Source organism: Celeribacter sp., from assembly GCF_048270365.1.
Classification (GTDB): domain Bacteria; phylum Pseudomonadota; class Alphaproteobacteria; order Rhodobacterales; family Rhodobacteraceae; genus Celeribacter.
This window is the reverse complement of the sequence record NZ_JBLWTA010000009.1, coordinates 145,662-164,313: the sequence shown is the minus strand read 5'-3', so window position 1 is coordinate 164,313 and position 18,652 is coordinate 145,662. Positions and strand designations below refer to the sequence as shown.

Here is an 18,652-nt window from a genome sequence, read left to right as displayed (position 1 = left end):
CATGAAAACCATGCGGCCCCGCCTCTTAGTTTTGCCCCTGCGCTTCCATCAGCGCGCGCAGCAGTTTCTCTTCGGACATATCGTCCTCGGCCGGTTTGTCGGCCTCTTGGCCCATCAGGAGAGCCATTTGATCGTCTTCCGGCTCATCGACCTCGATCTGGGTCTGATGGCTTTCGATCATCCGCTCGCGCAGCGCGTCGGCGGATTGGGTCTCTTCGGCGATCTCGCGGAGCGCAACAACCGGGTTCTTATCGTTGTCCCGATCCACGGTCAGCGGAGAGCCAGCGGTCACTTCGCGCGCACGGTGGGCGGCAAGCATCACAAGCTCGAAGCGGTTCGGAACCTTGTCGACGCAATCTTCAACGGTCACGCGGGCCATGGGATCTCCAATCGTTTGGACAGACATAGGAATGCGTCGGGACGCATTTGTTCAAAGGCTCTATTTAGGGGCTCAGCCCCTTATTGACAAGCGCCCTTTCCCCTTAATTCACGCGGATTTCAACTCCGGACATGGGTTTTACCTCAGTTTTCTCGTTCTCGGGCCGGGCGGCAAGCATCTCAGCTATGGTTTGGCCCAAAAGCGGATGCCGCCAGTCGGGGGCAAGATCGGCAAAGGGAATCAGCATGAACGCCCGATCCTGAATGCGCGGATGCGGCAGAATAAGCTGATCCGGCGCACGCACCGTTTGCTCGGCCAAAGGCAAATCGATCCAGGCCTGAACGGAACGCGCATCGGGGCGCACCTCATCCGCGTAGGCCATGAGATCCAGATCAATCGAACGTCCAGCCCAACGCGTCTTGCGCACTCGCCCCAGTTCCGCCTCGATCTCGTGCAGAACCAACAAAAGCGCCTCAGGAGGGCCGTCGAACATGACTTCTGCGGCAAAATTCACGTAATCCGGCCCGGCCCCAGCCGGGAAACAGGGCGTCTCGTAAATCTGGCTAAGCCCCTTGACCTCGACACCCTGTGCTGTGAGCGCTAGCAAAGCGGCCTGCAAAGTTTCCATCGGAGTGCCGGTTTCAGAAGGCAAATTGGCGCCGAACGCGATCCATGCGCGCATTTTCGCCCAGCCCAAAGATGTCTCTCGCACCAAGTTTTTAACGCCCTATCTTTTTCGGCAAGTTCAGTTTCGGTGCATTTCATACTATTCAGCAGGACAGAAAGCCAAGAACAACTGACTGTCCCCATGGAGATTGCTGTCGGGGCGGTCCAAAAAAACAAGATATAAAGGACCTTTATATGTTTTATAAAGATGAGCGGCTTGCCTTGTTCATCGATGGGTCGAATCTCTACGCAGCGGCAAAATCGCTCGGGTTCGATATCGATTACAAACTGCTCCGACAGGAATTCATGCGCCGCGGTAAATTGCTGCGCGCATTCTACTACACCGCATTGCTTGAAAACGATGACTATTCGCCGATCCGCCCGCTGGTCGATTGGCTGAACTACAACGGGTTCACCATGGTCACCAAACCGGCCAAGGAGTTCACCGACTCCATGGGTCGACGCAAGATCAAGGGCAACATGGATATCGAGCTTGCCGTCGATGCGATGGAACTGGCCCCTCATGTGGATCACATCGTGCTCTTCTCCGGCGACGGCGATTTCCGTCCGCTGGTCGAAAGCCTGCAACGTCAGGGCGTGCGCGTCTCTGTCGTCTCCTCGATCCGCACCCAACCGCCGATGATCGCCGATGAGCTGCGTCGCCAAGCCGATAATTTCATCGAGCTGAACGACCTCAAAGACGTGCTCGGACGTCCGCCGCGCGAACCGCGCGAAGATGACAGTTACGACAACTGAGTTATGAAAGCCCTCGCCGTCTCGGCGGGGGCTTTTCACTTTACCGGTCTTTTGATCTGTCGGCCTTTTGATCTTCCGGTCGTTGCACTTGGTCCCTTTCGCCGCTACCTCTGAAAAAGATCAGGAGTGCCGCATGACCGAAACGACCCCCAAGCCCCCTCTTATGCTCTATCTCGCCGCCCCGCGCGGGTTCTGCGCCGGTGTCGACCGCGCGATCAAGATCGTCGAAATGGCGATCGAGAAATGGGGGCCGCCGGTCTATGTCCGCCATGAGATCGTGCACAACAAATTCGTGGTCGATGGACTGAAAGAGAAAGGCGCTGTGTTTGTCGAGGAGTTGGAAGACTGCCCGGATGACCGCCCCGTGATCTTTTCTGCCCATGGCGTCCCGAAAGCCGTGCCCGCCGAGGCCGCCAAGCGCGAGATGGTCTATGTTGACGCCACCTGTCCGCTGGTGTCCAAGGTCCATATCGAGGCGGAGCGGCACCACGCAGACGGGCTTCAGATGATCATGATCGGCCACGCCGGTCACCCGGAGACCATCGGCACGATGGGGCAGCTTCCCGAGGGCGAGGTTCTCTTGGTCGAAACGCCGGATGATGTGCCGGGGCTTGAGGTGCGCGATCCGGAGCGTCTGGCCTTTATCACCCAGACCACCTTGTCGGTCGATGACACTGTCGATGTGATCGCCGCGCTGCGCGCGCGTTTCCCCAACATTGTCGGCCCGCACAAAGAAGACATCTGTTACGCCACCACCAACCGGCAGGCGTCAGTGAAAGCCATTTCGTCAAATATAGACGCTCTTTTGGTGATTGGGGCACCTAATAGTTCGAATAGCAAACGTTTGGTCGAAGTCGGAAAAGCCAATGGCTGCGCCTATTCTCAGCTTGTGCAACGTGCCCCCGACATCGACTGGCGCGCTCTTGCGGGCATCACCTCCGTCGGCATCACCGCAGGTGCGTCGGCCCCCGAGGTCTTGGTCAATGAGGTGATCGACGCTTTCCGCGCCCGCTTTGACGTGACCGTCGAGCTGGTGGAAACCGCGCAGGAAAACGTCGAGTTCAAAGTCCCCAGAGTTTTGAGAGAACCCGCATGAGTTTTGAGTTTCTCCTGACCGCCTTCATCGTCTGCCTCGCCCCCGGCATCGGTGTGATTTTCACCCTTTCCACCACCTTGGGGCGCGGATTGCGTGCCGGGCTTTGGGCGGTTTTGGGCTGCACACTCGCCACCGTCGCCCATCTCGGCGTGGCGCTTGCCGGGTTGGCCGCCGTGTTGCACACCTCCGCGCTTTTGTTTTCCGCGATCAAATACGCCGGTGTCGCCTACCTGCTCTACATGGCCTGGGGCACGCTCAAAGGCACAGGCGCGCTAGAGGTCAAACCGGATCATCAACCGCAAAGCGCCGCAAGCTTGGTACGTCGCGGAGTCCTCTTGAACCTGCTGAACCCGAAACTGCCGATGTTTTTCGTCGCCTTCCTGCCCCAGTTCGTTCCTGCGGATGCGCCCCATACGAATATGCTGCTCGTCGAGCTCGGCTTCGGTTTTGTCGCCATGACATTTGCTGTCTTCCTGCTTTACGCCCTTGCTGCCGGGTTCCTGCGCGCGTGGGTGGTTGAAAGCGAGCGCGCCATGGCATGGATGCGCCGTATCTTTGCCGCCTCTTTCGCAAGCCTTGGAGCCAAACTCGCCTTTGAGCGCGCATGAGACCCAAAGCCTTAACGCGAAGACTTGACCATTCGCCCGAAGCCTATATCACCCGGTCCCATCATGGCTGAATTCTACGCATATACCGACGGAGCCTGCTCCGGAAATCCCGGCCCGGGGGGCTGGGGCGCTTTGTTGCAGGCAAAGGACGGCGACACGGTCGTCAAAGAACGCGAGCTTAAGGGCGGCGAGGCAGAGACCACGAACAACCGGATGGAATTGCTCGCGGCGATCTCTGCGCTTGAAACGCTCGGACGCCCGACGTCTATCACCATCATCACCGACAGCGCCTATGTGAAAAACGGTGTCACCGGCTGGATTCACGGCTGGAAACGCAACGGTTGGAAGACCGCCGCGAAGAAGCCGGTGAAGAATGTCGATCTGTGGCAGCGCATCGATGAGGCGCAGAAGCGTCATGACGTGACCTGGGAATGGGTCAAGGGCCACGCCGGACATCCCGAAAACGAGCGCGCCGATGAGTTGGCCCGTGCGGGCATGGCGCCGTTCAAAAAGGGTGCCACATGACCCCTTTGGCGGCCCTCGATTACGCCTCGGTCATCGTCTTTGCGATTTCCGGCGCTTTGGCCGCCTCCCGTGCTCAGCTCGATCTCGTTGGCTTCGCCTTCGTCGCCTGTCTCACGGCGGTGGGTGGGGGAACACTTCGCGATCTGTTGCTCAACCGCGAGGCCGTGTTCTGGATTGCCGACCCGACCTATATCGTCATCGCCTGTCTGGTCTCTGCCGTGGTCTTCTTGACCGCGCATCTGTTCGAGAGCCGTCAGAAAGCCCTCTTATGGGCGGACGCCGTGGCGCTTTCGGTCGCCGTGGCGGCGGGTGCCGGTGTGGCGCTCAAGCTCGGGCAACCGCCGGTGATCGTGGCCCTCATGGGTGTTGCGACCGGGTGTTTTGGCGGCATGATGCGCGATGTGGTCTGTAACGAAGTGCCTCTGATCCTGAAGCATGGCGAGCTTTACGCCTCGGCGGCTCTGGCCGGACCTTTGGCGTTGCTTTTAGCATCTCAATTTGAGATTCCGCGCTTCTTTGAATTTATTATATGTGCGATTGTGACATTCACGCTGCGCGCCGGAAGCCTGGCCTGGGGCTGGTCCCTGCCCGTCTACAAATCGCGTCCCCCGAAGAACTGAGGGCTTACGCCTTGATGTACCACGTCGCCGCCACCGCGAGACAGCAGGCGACAAACCACCCTCCGGGGCGGAACATCAGCCAAAGCCCGAGGCCGAAGAGGATGCGCGCAAGCATCCCCGGAATGGACAGCAGCCAGATCATCTGCGCCCCCTGATCGCTTTCCACGCCCAGATCAACAGCATCGCACCAAGCACAGCGCCGACAAAGCCCGCCGCCACGCCAGAGAGCATCAAGAGAAAGCGCAGCACAAGCCCGCCGATCAAAGCGCCCAACATGCCGATCACCACGGTGGTGATCAGATCGGTTTTCAAATCCATCACGCGGGTCGCAATGAACCCGGCGGCGGCTCCGACGATGATGAGGAACAGGACCGGCATAGGATCAACGCCTCCGCCAATGGGTCGGCACGATGATCAGCGCGCCCAGCGAGGACACAATCGCATTCAACCCCGGAGAGCCAAAGCCGACACCGAACATGAGTTTGACGAAATAGGCCAGAAACGCCCCGCCGACACAGATGATGATCGAGGGCAGGATACCGTTGCGGGTAAAGCCCGTCTTTTCGCAAATATAGCCGACGATGCCCGCGATGACGACCGTGCCGATCAGGATTGGAAACATGACGCGCCCCTAGTCGAACCGGCTGCCCTTTGGCAGATCCAGCCCTTTCAAAATCTCTGCGACAGGCATAGCACGTTTGCCCTCGCGCTGCGCGGTGAGAATTTCGACCGCGCGGTCCCCGCAAGCGATTGTGAAGTCGTCCACCACCTCGCCGGGGGCGCCGGTGGCCCCCGTCACGCAGGACATGTGGAACTTGATCCGCTCGCCGTTGAGCATGGCCCAAGCGCCGGGAAATGGCGAAAGCCCCCGGATTTGCCGGTCGATCTCGTGCGCGGGGCGGGTCCAGTCGATCCTCGCCTCGGCTTTGTCGATTTTACGCGCGTAGGTCACGCCGTCCTCCGGCTGCGACTCCGGGACGAGTTGATCCAGCGTATCGAGCGCAATGGTGATCGCATCGGCACCCATCTCGGACAGGCGATCGTGCAAAAGCGCCGTGGTGTCCTCTGCCGTGATCTCAGTTTCTTGGCGCAACAAAACCGGGCCGGTGTCGAGGCCTGCCTCCATCTGCATGATGCAAACGCCGGTCTCGTCGTCACCCTCAAGGATCGCGCGATGGATCGGCGCGGCGCCGCGCCAGCGCGGCAAAAGCGAGGCATGGATGTTGAGGCACCCGCGCTTGGGCGCATCGAGGATGATCTGCGGCAGAAGCAGGCCGTAGGCCACGACCACGGCGATCTCGGCATTCAGATCCTGAAACGCCGCCACATCCGCCGCGTCTTTGAAATTCACCGGATGGCGCACCGGAAGGCCAAGCTCTTCGGCGCGGGCTTGCACCGGCGTTGGGCGGTCTTTCTTGCCCCGCCCCGCCGGACGCGGCGGCTGGCAATAGACGCAGGCGATCTCATGCCCCGCCTCGACCAGCGCGTCGAGCACAGGCACGGAAAAATCGGGGCTGCCCATGAAAACGATCTTCATTTCATCGCTCCCATCTTCTTGGCCTTTTTCAGGAACATCTGGCGCTTCACGGACTTCAGATTGTCAAAATACATCTTGCCGTTCAGGTGGTCGATCTGGTGCTGCACCGAGGTCGCCCAAAGGCCGACGAAATCCCGCTCTTCCATCTCGCCCGCCTCATTGAGAAACCGCACCGTGACGGCGCGCGGGCGGGCGATCGCGGCGGACATACCGGGTAGGTTCGGGGAGGCCTCTTCGTGCTCGCGCAATTGCGCGGAGGCATGAAGCACCTCCGGGTTGGCCATCAAAACTGCCTTGCCGCGTTCGTCCGAACAATCGACCACGGCGAGCTGTTGCATCACGCCGATCTGCGGCCCGGCTAAGCCATATCCCGGCATGGCGTCCATGGTCTCGACCATATCGGCCCAGATGTTTCGGATCTCTTCGGTGATCTCGGTGACAGGCGGCACTTTGGTTTTCAGACGCTTGTCCGGGTAGGCCACAAAAGGGCGTTCTGTGGGCGTATGGGTCATACGTAAATCTCCTCAAGACGGGCGCGGGTTTTCGCACCAATGCGGTCGAAATGCACCAACCCGTCGAGATGGTCATATTCATGCTGGGCAATGCGGGCCTCGGCGCCCGTCATCTCGCGTGCGTGGCGCTGCCCGTCGAGATCGGTCCATGAGAGCGTGATACGCTCGGGCCGCGTCACAGTGGCTGTAATGCCGGGGATCGAGAGACAACCCTCATCCATCTCACAGGTCTCGTCAGAGAAGGCCGTGATCTCGGGATTGATCGCGACAAGCGGCGATTTTTCGCCCTCTTTCCACGTCGCATCCATGACGAAGAGCCGCAACATCGCGCCTACTTGCGGCCCGGCAAGGCCGCGGCCCGGCGCGTCATACATCGTCTCGAACATGTCAGAGACCAGCGTGCGAATGTCGTCGGTGATCTCCGCCACAGGCGCGCAAGCCGTGCTCAGCCGCGCGTCCGGCCAGAGCAGGATCTCGCGCAGCGCCATTAGGGACGAGCCCTCTCGCGTTTGAGCTTTTGCATCTTGCGGGTGATCATCTGACGCTTGAGCGGTTTGAGGTAATCGATGAATAGCACGCCGTCCAAATGGTCGATCTCATGCTGCACGCAGGTCGCCCAAAGCTCGTCGAACTCCTGCTCATGCGCCTTGCCTTCGACGTCCTGCCAGCTCACGCGCACCATCTTCGGGCGCTCGACATCGGCATATTGACCGGGGATCGACAGACAGCCCTCTTCGTAGACATTGCGCTCGTCGCTTTTCCACGTCACCTCGGGGTTGATCAGAACCATCGGCTCCGGCGTCCCCTCTGCGTCTTTGACGCAATCCATCACCAACATGCGCTGGATCACACCGACCTGCGGCGCGGCAAGCCCGATGCCTGGCGCGTCATACATGGTTTCCAACATGTCGTCGGCCAGCTTCGCAAGATCCTTGTCAAACTCGGTGACAGGATCGCAGTGCTTTTTGAGGCGCGGATCGGGGTGAATGAGGATCGGTTTCAGTGTCATGCCCTGCATTTAGTCAAACCAAGGGGGCCGCGCAACTGTGCAGCGCCGAAATCGCGCAGCCCCTTTTGCAGGATTGCGGTTTTCTTTCGCCCCAAGGCGGGATTAGGCTCTGCGCAGACCCGAAAAGGAGCTTTGCATGACCAACCCGCTGTTCGACCCGATCATCCCCCGCTTTGGCACCCATTGCGCGAAATGGGACAAGATGGAGGACATCTACGGCGTGCCCTCCGCGGACGGGATTGCGATGTGGGTGGCGGACATGGATTTCCGCCCGCCTGCCGTGGTGCAAGCCGCCGTCGAGAAAATGGCCGCGCATGGCATCTACGGGTATCTCGGCGATGACAGCGATTATCTGGCCGCCATTCAATGGTGGATGAAAAATCGCCACGGCTGGAAGGTCAGCCCGGAGTGGATTTTCACCACGCATGGTTTGGTGAATGGCACGGCGCTCTGTGTCGACACCTACACGCAACCGGGCGATGGCGTGGTCCTGATGACGCCCGTGTACCATGCCTTCAGCCGGGTGATCAAAGCTGCCGGGCGCGAGGTGGTCGAATGTCCTCTGGCGTTTGAGGACGGCAAATATGTGATGGATTTCGACGCCTGGGATGCCCAGATGACCGGCAAGGAAACCATGTTGGTCTTTTGCTCGCCGCACAACCCGGGCGGCCGGGTCTGGAGCCGGGACGAGTTGGAGGGCGTGGCCGCGTTCTGCAAGCGTCACGACCTTATTCTTGTGTCGGACGAGATTCACCACGATCTGGTGATGCCCGGACACAGCCATACACCGATGGCGCTGATCGACGGGATCGAGGATCGGCTGATCATGATGACCGCGACCACGAAGACCTTTAACATCGCGGGCACGCATTCCGGCAATGTCATCATCCCGGACGCCAAATTGCGCGGGAAGTTTGCGGCGCGGATGGCCGCACTGGGGATTTCGCCCAACTCCTTTGGGCTGGAAATGGCCACCGCCGCCTATAGCCCCGAAGGGGCCGCTTGGGTCGAGGAGTTGGTCGCCTATCTCGAGGGCAACCGTCAGGTGTTCGATGCGGCGATTGCGGAGATTCCGGGGCTGACCTCGATGCCTCTGGAGGCCACCTATCTGGCTTGGGTCGATTTTTCCGGCACCGGCATGAGCGCCTCCGAGTTCACCGCAAGGGTCGAAAAATCCGCCCGCATCGCCCCCAATCATGGCCCGACATTTGGCAAGGGCGGGGAGCTTTACCTACGCTTCAACCTCGCCACGCCGCGCAGCGTGGTCGAGACGGCGTGCACCCGTCTCAAAGAGGCGTTCAGCGACTTGCAGTAAGGTTAACGCGGCAACAAGGCGATCGGCGCGTCATCGGGCCGGTCGTAATCCAGAGGCGGCTTGTCGCTGGCCACGGTCGAGCGTTTGAACTCAAAGCTCATCTCATGTCCGTCGTCCGTCGCCGCCACAATCAGCGCCTGATAGAGGTGCCGCGTACCATCGAAGACATCGACCAATCCACGCAGATGCTCCGTGTTGTCGCGATCCAGCGCAAAGCCATTGTCCCACGTCCGAAGGATCGGATAGGTATCGTCGCCGACTTTGACGCGCAGTCGAGACCGGCGTTTGAGGTCACGCTTGCGGGCCATCTCAAGACCTTCAAGCACCTCTTTGGGTAAAAAATCAGTCATGGTGGCCTCCCTGGCAGTCTTCCTCTCGCCGAAATGCTGCGCAGCATCTGTGGCTTCTTAAAGCTTGGCGCAAACATGGTTTCGGTCAAGTTAACCGTTTCGCCATGTGCCAAGTTCCGCCATGAGAGTCACCGGATTGTCGCAATTCCCGTTCGAAGAGAACGTTCGCACCTCCTCATGTGCATCCGCGCACCATCTATGCGCCCTGACGCCTGTTTGCGCATCAATGCAAAGTGGTTACCTCGATGTAACCACAAGCGGAGGAAAGAGGGTCACATGGGCTATTTGCAAGACGGGATTTGGCACGACGGCTGGTACGACACGGCCAAGTCCGGCGGAAAATTCGAACGCACCACGGCAGGGTTCCGCAATTGGGTGACCCCCGACGGGCAGCCCGGCCCAAGCGGCCAGGGCGGCTTTGCCGCCGAGAGCGGGCGCTATCACCTCTTTGTGTCCTACGCTTGCCCTTGGGCGCATAGAGCCTTGATTTTCCGCGCTTTAAAGGGGCTTGAAGAGCATATCACCATCTCCGTTGTGCACCCCGACATGTTGAAAGACGGCTGGACCTTTGGCACGGATTTCGAGGGCGCGACGGGCGACACGCTTTTGGGCAAACGCTTTTTGCGCGAGGTCTATCTTGAGGCCGACCCGCATGTTTCCGGTCGCGTCACCGTGCCGATCCTATGGGACAAGAAAACCGCCACGATCGTCTCCAACGAATCGTCTGAGATCATCCGCATGTTCAATTCCGCCTTCGACGGCATCACCGGCAACACGCTGGATTTCTGGCCCGAAGAGCTGCGCCATGACATTGAGGCCATGAATGCCCGCATCTATGAGCCGATCAACAATGGCGTCTACAAAGCCGGTTTCGCCACAACGCAGGCCGCCTATGACGAGGCAATCCACCCGTTGTTCGACGGCCTCGATGCCTTGGAAGATGTGCTGTCAGAGCGTCGCTACCTTTTGGGCGACCGTCTAACCGAAGCCGACTGGCGCCTGTTCACCACGCTCATCCGGTTCGACAAGGTCTATCACACGCATTTCAAATGCAACAAACGCATGCTGAAGGACTACCCGAACCTCTGGGCCTACACCCGCGAGCTATATCAAATGCCCGGGGTCCGCGAGACCACGCATTTCGATCACATCACGCGGCACTATTTTTACAGCCACGACATGATCAACCCTTACCGCATCTTGCCGATCAGCCCGGAGATTGATTTCGACGCGCCGCATGGACGTGGTTAAGGCAGCGTAGACAAGCGGCGTCAGGACGCCGCTTTCCCATAATGCGCCACCATGGCACTGAGATCATCGGGATCGACCTGTTTGGGCACAAAGGCACAGGCATTCGCCGAATGCTGGAAAATCGACCCGTCCGAGAAAAAACTCGAATTCGTGGTGAAAATCACCCGCGTTTCGGGATGGCGATAATTGGCATAATCGGCCACCGCAAAGGCCGATCCCTCATCGAGCACAAGATCCAGAACGATCAGCTCCGGCGCGCTATGCTGCAGAGCGGCAATCGCTTCGTCCTGACCCTGCACGAGAGACACATCCATGCCCTGACGCTCCAGATGGCGTTTCCAGATCTGCCCAAGCTCAGGGCTGCTTTCGACGATCAATACCTGCATGCGCTCTCTGACCACGGGTCATGCCGCGATCCGTTTTTTATCTCTCTGACGAGGAAGTGGATTCGATAGGTCAAAGTAACGGACCTTTAACTTGGTGGTCAATCGCGTCGGAGTCGCACCCTGCCCCAGAAAAGCTAAGATTTTAACTTGCACTCTCTGACTAGCCCGCCGAAACACATGCCAAGGGGGCAGTTCAAGCGCCCCCATCGGGAGGGCCTATGAGCAAACATCGCGATCATGGAGGCGGTTTGGATGCTGCCGTCGCCCGATATGGCGGCGAGAAAGCCGACTGGATCGACCTCTCGACCGGCATCAACCCGACGCCCTATCCCATCGGCGAGATTCCGCAAGGCGCATGGTCCGCACTGCCGGATGCCGCTGCCCAAGACGCCCTGATCCAGGCCGCACGTAGCTTCTGGAACGTGCCGCGCGGTGCCGCCATACTGGCCGCCCCCGGCGCCTCAAGCCTGATCGCACGCTTGCCTGCGCTTTGGCCCGTTGGGCAGGTCGAGGTTCAAACCCCGACCTATAACGAACATGCCGGCGCTTTCGATGCACATGGTTGGCAAGTTTCGAGCCAACCCAACCTGTCCGCAGATGTGCAGGTGGTCGTTCACCCGAACAACCCCGACGGGCGGCTGTGGCGGCAAGACGAGTTGACGGCCCCTTATGTGATCATCGACGAAAGCTTTGGCGATGTGATGCCGGAGGAGAGCCTGATCGAGCGCGTTTCCGATGGTCGCACCATTGTACTCAAGAGCTTTGGCAAGTTCTGGGGGCTGGCCGGTCTGCGCCTCGGGTTTGCCATCGGCGCGCCGGAGCTGATCGACCGTCTTTCCAGCCTGATCGGCCCTTGGGCCGTGTCCGGCCCTGCCCTGTCAATCGGCACGGCGGCGCTGAATGATACCGGATGGGCCGCAGCAATGAATATCAAATTAAAACACAATATGGAAAAATTTGATCATCTTATGATCCATAAGGATGCAAAACCTATTGGCGGCACCACTCTCTTTCGTCTCTATGAAACCCCTGATGCCCGCGCCTTTCAGAACAGATTGGCCAAGGGCCACGTCTGGTCGCGCATCTTCCCCTATTCCGACACTTGGCTGCGTCTTGGTCTACCGCCAGAGGACAAATGGGATCAGTTTGAGGCCGCGTTGTGAACACCGCCGCCGCGCTCTTTCTCGCTCTGGCGCTCGACGCGATTTTCGGGGAACCGAAATGGCTTTGGAACCAGATGCCGCATCCGGCCATCCTAATGGGGCGATTGATCGGCTGGGCGGATCGGCGGTTCAATCAAGGCGTCATGCGCAAAGCCAAAGGCGTCCTTGTGATGACGGCTTTGGTGATCTGCGCCGCAGCACTCGGGATTGTGCTGCGCCACATCCCGCTGGTCGAGATTGTGCTGGGCGCCATTCTTCTCGCCCAGAGGTCGCTGGTCGATCACGTCAAGGCGGTCGCACGCGGGCTCGAAACCTCGCTTGAAGCGGGACGTCATGCGGTGTCGATGATCGTCGGGCGGGACACCTCCGACATGGACACCCCCGCTGTCTCACGCGCGGCCATTGAATCCGCCGCCGAGAATTTCTCCGACGGTGTGATCGCGCCCGCCTTCTGGTTTCTGCTTTTCGGTCTGCCCGGTATTCTGGTCTATAAAATCACCAACACCGCCGACAGCATGATCGGCTACCGCACCGAACGGCATCGCGATTTTGGCTGGGCCGCCGCACGGTTGGACGATCTTTTGAATCTGATTCCCGCACGCCTCACCGCACTCTTGCTGTTTCCCTGGCAGAACATGCGTGGATCACACGAGGCAAAGCTTTCGCTCTGGCAAGAATTCTATGTCGATGCCCGCCGACATCGCTCCCCCAACGCCGGTTGGCCCGAGGCCGCCCTGTCGCGCAAACTTGGCATCGCCCTCTCCGGCCCCCGCGCCTATCATGGCGAACTGCGCGACTACCCATGGGTCAATCGCTATGGCCGCGAGGCCACCGTCGGTGACATTGACGCCGCCTGCGTCCAGCTCTGGCGGGCATGGTCCATGGTTTTGTTCTGCCTCGCTTTCCTGTCATTTGCCTGACACGCTCAGCCCCGCTATCTTGCCCCAAAATATGACTTTAAAAGGTGTCTTCATGCGTTCTCTCGGCCTCGTGCTCGCCCTCTCTCTCGCCTCCCCCGCTGTTGCGGATGTGTCTTGCGGCGGGAATTTCTCAAGCTTTGTCAATCAGATGAAGCAATCTGCCGTGAGCCAAGGCCATGCGCAGGCCAATGTCGACCGGTTCTTTGCCTCCGTGCGCCACGACCCCGCTGTCATCAAGGCCGACCGCGCGCAGGGCGTGTTTCAAAAGACATTCATCGACTTTTCCCGCGCTCTGATCAGCCAAAACCGGGTTCAGAACGGCGCCGCCAATGCTTCGAAATACAAAAGCGTTTTCGACCGGATCGAGCGTGACTATGGCGTCTCGCGCGGCGTGCTTTTGGCCTTCTGGGCGCTTGAGACCGATTACGGTCAGGTGCAGGGCAATTTCAACACGCTGAACGCGCTGATGACCCTGAGCCACGATTGCCGTCGCCCCGAGCTGTTCCAGCCGCAGGTCTTCGCGGCTCTCACCCTCTTCGAGCATGGCGATTTCGATCCGGCGACCACGCAGGGCGCCTGGGCTGGTGAGATCGGCATGGTTCAGATGCTGCCGAAAGATATCCTTGAAAACGGTGTCGACGGCGACGGCGACGGTCATGTCCGGCTCAAAACCTCCGCCCCGGATGCGCTGATGTCCGGTGCGAAAATGCTGCGGCATCTGGGGTGGCGCGCGAATGAACCGTGGTTGCAGGAAATCACCCTGCCATCGACTCTCGACTGGTCGACAACGGGCCTGAACCACAAAATGTCCGTGCGCGACTGGGAACGCCTCGGCGTCAAGCCTCGCAGCGGGTCGTTCCAGAACGGCAATCTTCAGGCCTCGGTACTTTTGCCGATGGGGCGCAATGGTCCGGCCTTCCTCGCCTATCCGAATTTCGAGGTCCTGTTCGAGTGGAACAAGAGCTTTGTCTATGTGACCACCGCAGCCTATTTCGCCACCCGTCTCGAAGGCGCGCCGGTCTATAATGCGGGCAACCCGGATACCGGGCTTTCGGGCGCACAGATGAAGCAGCTGCAACAAAAGCTCGTGAACATGGGCTATGATGTGGGCGGCGTGGACGGCATTCTGGGCGAGAAAACCCGCGAGGCGGTGCAAAGCGTTCAGGAAAAACTGGGCCTGCCGGCGGATGCTTGGCCGACGCCTGCACTTTTGTCGCGCCTGTAAATCAAGGGGGATCGGGGGCAAATGTCCGGGATGCACAGGTCCTGTGTTATGGCGGGGCTTGCATTTTCTGAGTAAAATAGTTTGTTTTGCGCAAACATCAGAATAACCAGTGAAAGTGACTCGCCATGACTGCCCCCACCATCCGCCGCATGCGGCATGAGCTGAAATTCCGCGACCTCACCGTGGCCAGCACCGAACGCCTGACCCCGCATATGATCCGCATCACATTGAGCGGGGCCGATTTGGCAGATTTCGCCAGCGGTGCGTTCGACGATCACCTCAAAATGATTATCCCCACGGACGGAGACACGGCCAAACGCGATTACACCCCGCGCCGGTTCGACACCGAGGCCCAAGAGCTGATCATCGACTTCGCCGATCACGGCGAAGGCCCCGCGGCAAGCTGGGCGCGCGATGTCAAATCCGGCGACACGGTTCAGATCGCAGGCCCGCGTGGCTCGCGTGTGATCGAAGGCGAGATTGCCCATTGGGTGTTGATCGGCGACGAAACCGCCCTCCCTGCCATGGGCCGTAAACTCGAAGAACTGCCCGCAGGTGTGAAGGTCACGATGATCGCCGCCGTGCCCGGGGGTGAAGATGAACAAGTGATCGAAAGTGCAGCCGATGTGACCACCCATTGGGTGCATCGTCCGATGGATCAGGCGACCGAGGCTCAGCCCTTCTTGGACGCTCTGCCGCAGATCGCGTTGACGCCCGACACCTTCGTTTGGATCGCCACCGAGGCCGGGATCGCCAAGCAACTGCGCGAGGCAGTATTGGCGATGGGTCATCCGCTGCAATGGCTCAAGGCAGCGGGTTATTGGATAAACGGCGAAGCCGAATCCTCGATCAAGGATTTCGACGCATAAGGCCAGTTAGGCCACCAACGCCTCGGCCTTTTTCAGGTCCACGGACACCAGTTGCGACACACCTTGTTCCTGCATGGTCACGCCGAACAGGCGGTCCATGCGGGCCATGGTCACGGCGTGGTGGGTGATCACCAAAAACCGCGTATCGGTGCGCTGGGTCATCTCGTCGAGCATGTCACAGAACCGCGTCACGTTGGCGTCGTCCAGCGGCGCGTCGACCTCGTCCAGCACACAGATCGGTGCCGGGTTCGCCATGAACACGGCAAAGATCAGCGCCAGCGCGGTGAGCGTCTGTTCGCCCCCCGACAACAGCGACAGCGTCGACAATTTCTTGCCCGGCGGCTGACACATGATCTCAAGCCCGGCCTCCAGCGGATCGTCGCTTTCAACCATCATGAGCCGCGCTTCGCCACCGCCGAAAAGATGCGTGAAGAGCATGGAGAAATTGCTGTTCACCTGCTCGAAGGCGGTCAGCAAACGCTCCCGCCCCTCGCGGTTCAAAGAGGCAATCCCGGAGCGCAGCGTCTTGATCGCCTCTTCCAAATCCTGCTTTTCTTTCAAAAGGGTATCGTGTTCCTCACGCACCTCTTTTGCATCTTCCTCGGCCCTGAGGTTCACTGCACCTAGGCTATCGCGCAGCCGTTTCAACCGGTTCACATCGACCTCGATCACCTCATGCGAGGGGATTTTCTCCGGGTCGATGTCGAGCTCTTCCAAAAGTTTCGCGGGCGTCGTTTCCAACTCCTCGCGGATCCGCTCAAGCGCGGCTTCAACTGTCTCTTTCGCCGCATCGCGACGGGCCTCTGATGCCGCACGCGTTTCGCGCGCCTCAGACGCCAAACGCTCTGCCTCACGCTCCGTATGCACCGCCTCGCGCAGACCCTCTTCGGCCAGGGCCAGCCCATCCGACGCGCGTTTGCGACGGTGCTCCGCCTCCTCGATCTGCGCCATCAGGGCCTCGCGTTTTTCCGCGATTTCCTCGGGCTGGGCGGCGGCCTCGTAAAGCTCTTCTTCGGTCGCTTCCTTGCGATCCTGAAGCTCGGCAATCCGTTTGCCAGCCGTCTCAAGACGGTGCCGCCAGCCGGACAATTCTTTGGTGACTTCCTGCGAACGACGCGTGCGCGCCTCACCTTCGCGGCGAATTTCATCATGCGACGAGCGCTTGGTCATCATAGTGATCCGCGCGGCCTCGACCGCAAGTTTCACCTCTTCGATGTCCGAGCGCGCGGCCTGCAAATCCGGCAGGTCCTTCACGGTTTTCTCCGCCTCGCGCAGACGCTGCTCTGCGCCGCGCGCCTCTTCTTCGTGGCGCGCCACGGCGAGGCCAAGGTTCTCGACCTTACCCTCTGCCAATGTTTTTTCATTCTCGACCTTCGACAGCATCCGCGCCGCGTCTGACATCGCCCGGTCCGCGTCGCGACGCGCTTCGCGCGCCATGCGATCCGCCTCTGTCAGGCGGGTCAATTCCGCCTTCAGGTGTTCATGCGCCTGCGCCGCGCCGCCCGCCTTGGCCTCTGCCGCGACGAGTTCCTGTTTGAGGTCTTCGAGCCGGTTGAGCTGTTGCAGCCGCAACGCCGCAGCCGACGGAGCATCTTCCGCGCCCGCCCGATAGCCGTCCCAACGCCACATGTCGCCCTCGATAGAGACCAACCGTTGCCCCGGTTCGAGATCGGCCTGCAACCGCGCGCCATCTTCCGCACGCACCAGCCCGATCTGCGCCAGGCGACGGCCCAGAACCGGCGGTGCCGTGACGTATTCCTCAAGCGCCTCTACCCCGTTGGGCAGGTCCTGATCGTCCGGGTAGTCCGGTAAAGTGACCCAACCGGAGGCCTGATAGCTTTCAATCGAAGGCTGTCTTAAATCATCAGAAAGCGCCGCACCGAGCGCTTTTTCATATCCTGATTTGACTTTCACCAAATCCAAAAGCTGCGCGCCGCCGATCTGGTCGCGGTCGAGCATCTTCGCCAAAGCCGCCACTTCCGCCTTCAGCGCACCGACCTCACCCTCGGCCTCAGAGCGCGCTGCACGGGCCAGCGCCTCGCGCGATTGCGCCTCTGTTCGGGCCTCATCGGCCTCGATCAGCATCGCCTCGGCCTCTTCGGTGCGCGCCACGGCCTCTTCCTGCCCAGCTTCGGCCTCTTCCAAAGCCTCAGCAGATTGCGCCAGCGTTTCGCGCGCCGTCTCAACCGCGCCCCGCGCCCGGTCCGCCTCGCCACGCGCACGGTCCAATGTCTTGCGATTGTCCTCAACCAGACGCGTCGCCGATTGATGCCGCGCCGCAAGACGGGCGACGTCTTCGGTCATTTCAGTCAGCGTGGTTTCGCGGTCCGCCAAAATCTGGCTGGCTTCCGAGGCCTCGGCGGAGGCTTCCAACAGTTTCGGCTCATGACCTTCGGCGGCTTTGATCAGCTCACGCTGTTCCCATTCGAGACGCGAAATCGTCTCGCCTGCGTCCTTGTTGAGCTGTTCTTCCCGCGCCATGTCAGCGACCAGTTGGTCGATGCGGCGCGACAGGGTTTCGATCATTTCGCGAGCACGGCGTTCCTCATCAGAGAGCTGATCGCGTGACACAGTGAGACGTTGCAAGACAGCCGCCGCAATCGCCTCTTCCTCGCGCAGGGGCGGCAGGGCCTCTTCGAGTTTTTCACGCTGTTTCGCGGCGTCACGCGCCAGGCGTTCTGCCTCAGACGCCTGTTTCAGCCGGGTGCGCAGCACGTCTTCGGCCTCAGCGCGGGCCAGATCGGCATCGCGCCAACGACGATAGTGCAAAAGCCCCTCGGCATGGCGCAGCTCCGTGCCGATCTCACGATAGCGCGCGGCCTGACGGGCCTGACGCGCGAGTGAGGCCAGTTGACTGGCGAGCTGTTCGATCACGTCATCGACACGAGCGAGGTTGGTTTCCGCGCCCTTGAGTTTCAACTCCGCCTCGTGACGGCGTTGATAGAGGCCCGAAATCCCGGCAGCTTCCTCGAGGATGCGACGACGCGCTTTCGGTTTGGCGTTGATCAGCTCGGAGATTTGCCCCTGACGCACCAGCGCCGGCGAATGCGCACCGGTGGAGGCGTCAGCAAAAAGCATAGAGACGTCGCGCGCCCGCACGTCTTTCGCATTCACCTTATAAGCGGAACCCGCATCGCGGGTGATGCGGCGGATGATCTCGACCGAGTCGCTGTCGTTGAACCCCGCGGGCGCGAGGCGCTCAGAGTTGTCGATCATCAGGCAGACTTCGGCGAAATTGCGCGCAGGACGCGTCGAAGCACCGGCGAAGATCACGTCTTCCATGCCCGCGCCCCGCATTGCCTTGGGACGGTTTTCGCCCATCACCCAGCGCAACGCCTCCAAGAGATTCGATTTGCCACAGCCGTTCGGGCCGACAACGCCCGTCAGCCCATCCGCGATCACAAGATCGGTGGGGTCCACAAAGCTTTTGAAGCCATTGAGACGCAGACGGGTGAAACGCAAACG

The 18,652-nt window shown here is 60.3% G+C and carries 23 protein-coding genes; 11 read left to right on the top strand and 12 right to left on the bottom strand.

Annotated features, from left to right (window positions below):
- Positions 1-25: 25 nt before the first annotated feature.
- Together rpoZ and folK are read right to left on the bottom strand one after the other, a co-directional pair.
- Complete coding sequence (gene rpoZ, locus ACN0X0_RS14015; protein WP_321367603.1) at positions 26-379, bottom strand: DNA-directed RNA polymerase subunit omega; 354 nt, start codon at positions 377-379, stop codon at positions 26-28.
- 103 nt (positions 380-482) lie between these two features.
- Positions 483-1,091, bottom strand: coding sequence for a 2-amino-4-hydroxy-6-hydroxymethyldihydropteridine diphosphokinase (folK, locus tag ACN0X0_RS14010; RefSeq protein WP_417279652.1), 609 nt, complete (start codon positions 1,089-1,091; stop codon positions 483-485).
- 149 nt (positions 1,092-1,240) lie between these two features.
- On the opposite strand from folK, the gene ACN0X0_RS14005 reads away from it, so the two are divergent.
- The 5 genes from ACN0X0_RS14005 (at position 1,241) to ACN0X0_RS13985 (ending at position 4,650) form a co-directional block, all read left to right on the top strand.
- Positions 1,241-1,801, top strand: a complete 561-nt coding sequence (locus tag ACN0X0_RS14005; RefSeq protein ID WP_417263705.1) for an NYN domain-containing protein — start codon at positions 1,241-1,243, stop codon at positions 1,799-1,801.
- Between the two features lie 133 nt (positions 1,802-1,934).
- Positions 1,935-2,897: a 4-hydroxy-3-methylbut-2-enyl diphosphate reductase gene (gene ispH / locus ACN0X0_RS14000; RefSeq protein WP_417263706.1), complete on the top strand. Its 963-nt coding sequence runs from the start codon at positions 1,935-1,937 to the stop codon at positions 2,895-2,897.
- Positions 2,894-3,505, top strand: coding sequence for a LysE family translocator (locus ACN0X0_RS13995; protein ID WP_417279651.1), 612 nt, complete (start codon positions 2,894-2,896; stop codon positions 3,503-3,505). The genes ispH and ACN0X0_RS13995 overlap by 4 nt, the downstream gene beginning before the upstream one ends.
- Positions 3,506-3,568: 63 nt before the next feature.
- Positions 3,569-4,030 carry a ribonuclease HI gene (gene rnhA, locus ACN0X0_RS13990; protein ID WP_417263708.1) on the top strand — a complete coding sequence of 154 codons (462 nt, stop codon included), beginning with the start codon at positions 3,569-3,571 and terminating at the stop codon, positions 4,028-4,030.
- Complete coding sequence (locus ACN0X0_RS13985; RefSeq protein ID WP_417263709.1) at positions 4,027-4,650, top strand: trimeric intracellular cation channel family protein; 624 nt, start codon at positions 4,027-4,029, stop codon at positions 4,648-4,650. Before rnhA ends, ACN0X0_RS13985 begins: the two co-directional genes overlap by 4 nt.
- Before the next feature lie 4 nt (positions 4,651-4,654).
- Here the strand turns inward: ACN0X0_RS13985 and ACN0X0_RS13980 are convergent, their stop codons facing one another.
- From ACN0X0_RS13980 to def (ACN0X0_RS13950), 7 genes are read right to left on the bottom strand one after another with little or no spacing between them, the layout of a single operon-like run.
- Positions 4,655-4,792: a hypothetical protein gene (locus ACN0X0_RS13980; protein WP_226551060.1), complete on the bottom strand. Its 138-nt coding sequence runs from the start codon at positions 4,790-4,792 to the stop codon at positions 4,655-4,657.
- On the bottom strand, positions 4,789-5,028 hold the full coding sequence (locus ACN0X0_RS13975; protein WP_167600888.1) for a GlsB/YeaQ/YmgE family stress response membrane protein: 240 nt from the start codon (positions 5,026-5,028) through the stop codon (positions 4,789-4,791). The genes ACN0X0_RS13980 and ACN0X0_RS13975 overlap by 4 nt, the downstream gene beginning before the upstream one ends.
- A 4-nt stretch (positions 5,029-5,032) precedes the next feature.
- Positions 5,033-5,272: a hypothetical protein gene (locus ACN0X0_RS13970; RefSeq protein WP_226551062.1), complete on the bottom strand. Its 240-nt coding sequence runs from the start codon at positions 5,270-5,272 to the stop codon at positions 5,033-5,035.
- A gap of 9 nt (positions 5,273-5,281) precedes the next feature.
- Positions 5,282-6,187, bottom strand: coding sequence for a methionyl-tRNA formyltransferase (fmt, locus tag ACN0X0_RS13965; RefSeq protein WP_417279650.1), 906 nt, complete (start codon positions 6,185-6,187; stop codon positions 5,282-5,284).
- A complete protein-coding gene (gene def / locus ACN0X0_RS13960; protein WP_417279649.1) occupies positions 6,184-6,699 on the bottom strand; it encodes a peptide deformylase in 516 nt (171 codons plus the stop codon). The genes fmt and def (ACN0X0_RS13960) overlap by 4 nt, the downstream gene beginning before the upstream one ends.
- Positions 6,696-7,187: a peptide deformylase gene (gene def, locus ACN0X0_RS13955; RefSeq protein WP_417279648.1), complete on the bottom strand. Its 492-nt coding sequence runs from the start codon at positions 7,185-7,187 to the stop codon at positions 6,696-6,698. The genes def (ACN0X0_RS13960) and def (ACN0X0_RS13955) overlap by 4 nt, the downstream gene beginning before the upstream one ends.
- Positions 7,187-7,708 (bottom strand): peptide deformylase, encoded by a 522-nt coding sequence (gene def / locus ACN0X0_RS13950; protein ID WP_417279647.1) that lies wholly within the window; start codon positions 7,706-7,708, stop codon positions 7,187-7,189. Before def (ACN0X0_RS13950) ends, def (ACN0X0_RS13955) begins: the two co-directional genes overlap by 1 nt.
- Positions 7,709-7,844: 136 nt before the next feature.
- On the opposite strand from def (ACN0X0_RS13950), the gene ACN0X0_RS13945 reads away from it, so the two are divergent.
- Entirely contained in the window at positions 7,845-9,023 is a 1,179-nt protein-coding gene (locus ACN0X0_RS13945) for a MalY/PatB family protein (protein ID WP_417279646.1), read from the top strand.
- Between the two features lie 2 nt (positions 9,024-9,025).
- Here the strand turns inward: ACN0X0_RS13945 and ACN0X0_RS13940 are convergent, their stop codons facing one another.
- Entirely contained in the window at positions 9,026-9,373 is a 348-nt protein-coding gene (locus tag ACN0X0_RS13940; protein ID WP_226551068.1) for a hypothetical protein, read from the bottom strand.
- Between the two features lie 276 nt (positions 9,374-9,649).
- Here ACN0X0_RS13940 and ACN0X0_RS13935 point away from each other — a divergent pair, with 276 nt between their 5' ends.
- On the top strand, positions 9,650-10,624 hold the full coding sequence (locus ACN0X0_RS13935; protein WP_417279645.1) for a glutathione S-transferase family protein: 975 nt from the start codon (positions 9,650-9,652) through the stop codon (positions 10,622-10,624).
- A gap of 20 nt (positions 10,625-10,644) precedes the next feature.
- Here the strand turns inward: ACN0X0_RS13935 and ACN0X0_RS13930 are convergent, their stop codons facing one another.
- Positions 10,645-11,010 carry a response regulator transcription factor gene (locus ACN0X0_RS13930; RefSeq protein WP_226551070.1) on the bottom strand — a complete coding sequence of 122 codons (366 nt, stop codon included), beginning with the start codon at positions 11,008-11,010 and terminating at the stop codon, positions 10,645-10,647.
- Positions 11,011-11,228: 218 nt separating this feature from the next.
- On the opposite strand from ACN0X0_RS13930, the gene ACN0X0_RS13925 reads away from it, so the two are divergent.
- The 4 genes from ACN0X0_RS13925 (at position 11,229) to ACN0X0_RS13910 (ending at position 15,187) form a co-directional block, all read left to right on the top strand.
- The gene (locus ACN0X0_RS13925; RefSeq protein ID WP_417279644.1) at positions 11,229-12,173 is read left to right on the top strand and encodes a threonine-phosphate decarboxylase; all 945 of its coding nucleotides are present in this window, start codon (positions 11,229-11,231) and stop codon (positions 12,171-12,173) included.
- Positions 12,170-13,093, top strand: coding sequence for an adenosylcobinamide-phosphate synthase CbiB (cbiB, locus tag ACN0X0_RS13920; protein ID WP_417279643.1), 924 nt, complete (start codon positions 12,170-12,172; stop codon positions 13,091-13,093). Before ACN0X0_RS13925 ends, cbiB begins: the two co-directional genes overlap by 4 nt.
- 52 nt (positions 13,094-13,145) lie before the next feature.
- Positions 13,146-14,318, top strand: a complete 1,173-nt coding sequence (locus tag ACN0X0_RS13915) for a lytic murein transglycosylase (RefSeq protein WP_417263720.1) — start codon at positions 13,146-13,148, stop codon at positions 14,316-14,318.
- Between the two features lie 125 nt (positions 14,319-14,443).
- Positions 14,444-15,187 (top strand): siderophore-interacting protein, encoded by a 744-nt coding sequence (locus ACN0X0_RS13910; protein WP_417279642.1) that lies wholly within the window; start codon positions 14,444-14,446, stop codon positions 15,185-15,187.
- A gap of 6 nt (positions 15,188-15,193) precedes the next feature.
- Here ACN0X0_RS13910 and smc read toward each other — a convergent pair whose 3' ends face one another.
- On the bottom strand, positions 15,194-18,649 hold the full coding sequence (smc, locus tag ACN0X0_RS13905) for a chromosome segregation protein SMC (protein WP_417279641.1): 3,456 nt from the start codon (positions 18,647-18,649) through the stop codon (positions 15,194-15,196).
- Positions 18,650-18,652: the final 3 nt, after the last annotated feature.

Coding starts and splice junctions, on each gene's coding strand:
- rpoZ (WP_321367603.1), bottom strand. CDS start 379: ATGGCCCGCGTGACCGTTGAAGATTGCGTCGACAAGGTTCCGAACCGC.
- ACN0X0_RS14005 (WP_417263705.1), top strand. CDS start 1,241: ATGTTTTATAAAGATGAGCGGCTTGCCTTGTTCATCGATGGGTCGAAT.
- ispH (WP_417263706.1), top strand. CDS start 1,935: ATGACCGAAACGACCCCCAAGCCCCCTCTTATGCTCTATCTCGCCGCC.
- ACN0X0_RS13995 (WP_417279651.1), top strand. CDS start 2,894: ATGAGTTTTGAGTTTCTCCTGACCGCCTTCATCGTCTGCCTCGCCCCC.
- rnhA (WP_417263708.1), top strand. CDS start 3,569: ATGGCTGAATTCTACGCATATACCGACGGAGCCTGCTCCGGAAATCCC.
- ACN0X0_RS13985 (WP_417263709.1), top strand. CDS start 4,027: ATGACCCCTTTGGCGGCCCTCGATTACGCCTCGGTCATCGTCTTTGCG.
- ACN0X0_RS13980 (WP_226551060.1), bottom strand. CDS start 4,792: ATGATCTGGCTGCTGTCCATTCCGGGGATGCTTGCGCGCATCCTCTTC.
- ACN0X0_RS13975 (WP_167600888.1), bottom strand. CDS start 5,028: ATGCCGGTCCTGTTCCTCATCATCGTCGGAGCCGCCGCCGGGTTCATT.
- ACN0X0_RS13970 (WP_226551062.1), bottom strand. CDS start 5,272: ATGTTTCCAATCCTGATCGGCACGGTCGTCATCGCGGGCATCGTCGGC.
- fmt (WP_417279650.1), bottom strand. CDS start 6,187: ATGAAGATCGTTTTCATGGGCAGCCCCGATTTTTCCGTGCCTGTGCTC.
- def (WP_417279649.1), bottom strand. CDS start 6,699: ATGACCCATACGCCCACAGAACGCCCTTTTGTGGCCTACCCGGACAAG.
- def (WP_417279648.1), bottom strand. CDS start 7,187: ATGGCGCTGCGCGAGATCCTGCTCTGGCCGGACGCGCGGCTGAGCACG.
- def (WP_417279647.1), bottom strand. CDS start 7,708: ATGACACTGAAACCGATCCTCATTCACCCCGATCCGCGCCTCAAAAAG.
- ACN0X0_RS13945 (WP_417279646.1), top strand. CDS start 7,845: ATGACCAACCCGCTGTTCGACCCGATCATCCCCCGCTTTGGCACCCAT.
- ACN0X0_RS13940 (WP_226551068.1), bottom strand. CDS start 9,373: ATGACTGATTTTTTACCCAAAGAGGTGCTTGAAGGTCTTGAGATGGCC.
- ACN0X0_RS13935 (WP_417279645.1), top strand. CDS start 9,650: ATGGGCTATTTGCAAGACGGGATTTGGCACGACGGCTGGTACGACACG.
- ACN0X0_RS13930 (WP_226551070.1), bottom strand. CDS start 11,010: ATGCAGGTATTGATCGTCGAAAGCAGCCCTGAGCTTGGGCAGATCTGG.
- ACN0X0_RS13925 (WP_417279644.1), top strand. CDS start 11,229: ATGAGCAAACATCGCGATCATGGAGGCGGTTTGGATGCTGCCGTCGCC.
- ACN0X0_RS13915 (WP_417263720.1), top strand. CDS start 13,146: ATGCGTTCTCTCGGCCTCGTGCTCGCCCTCTCTCTCGCCTCCCCCGCT.
- ACN0X0_RS13910 (WP_417279642.1), top strand. CDS start 14,444: ATGACTGCCCCCACCATCCGCCGCATGCGGCATGAGCTGAAATTCCGC.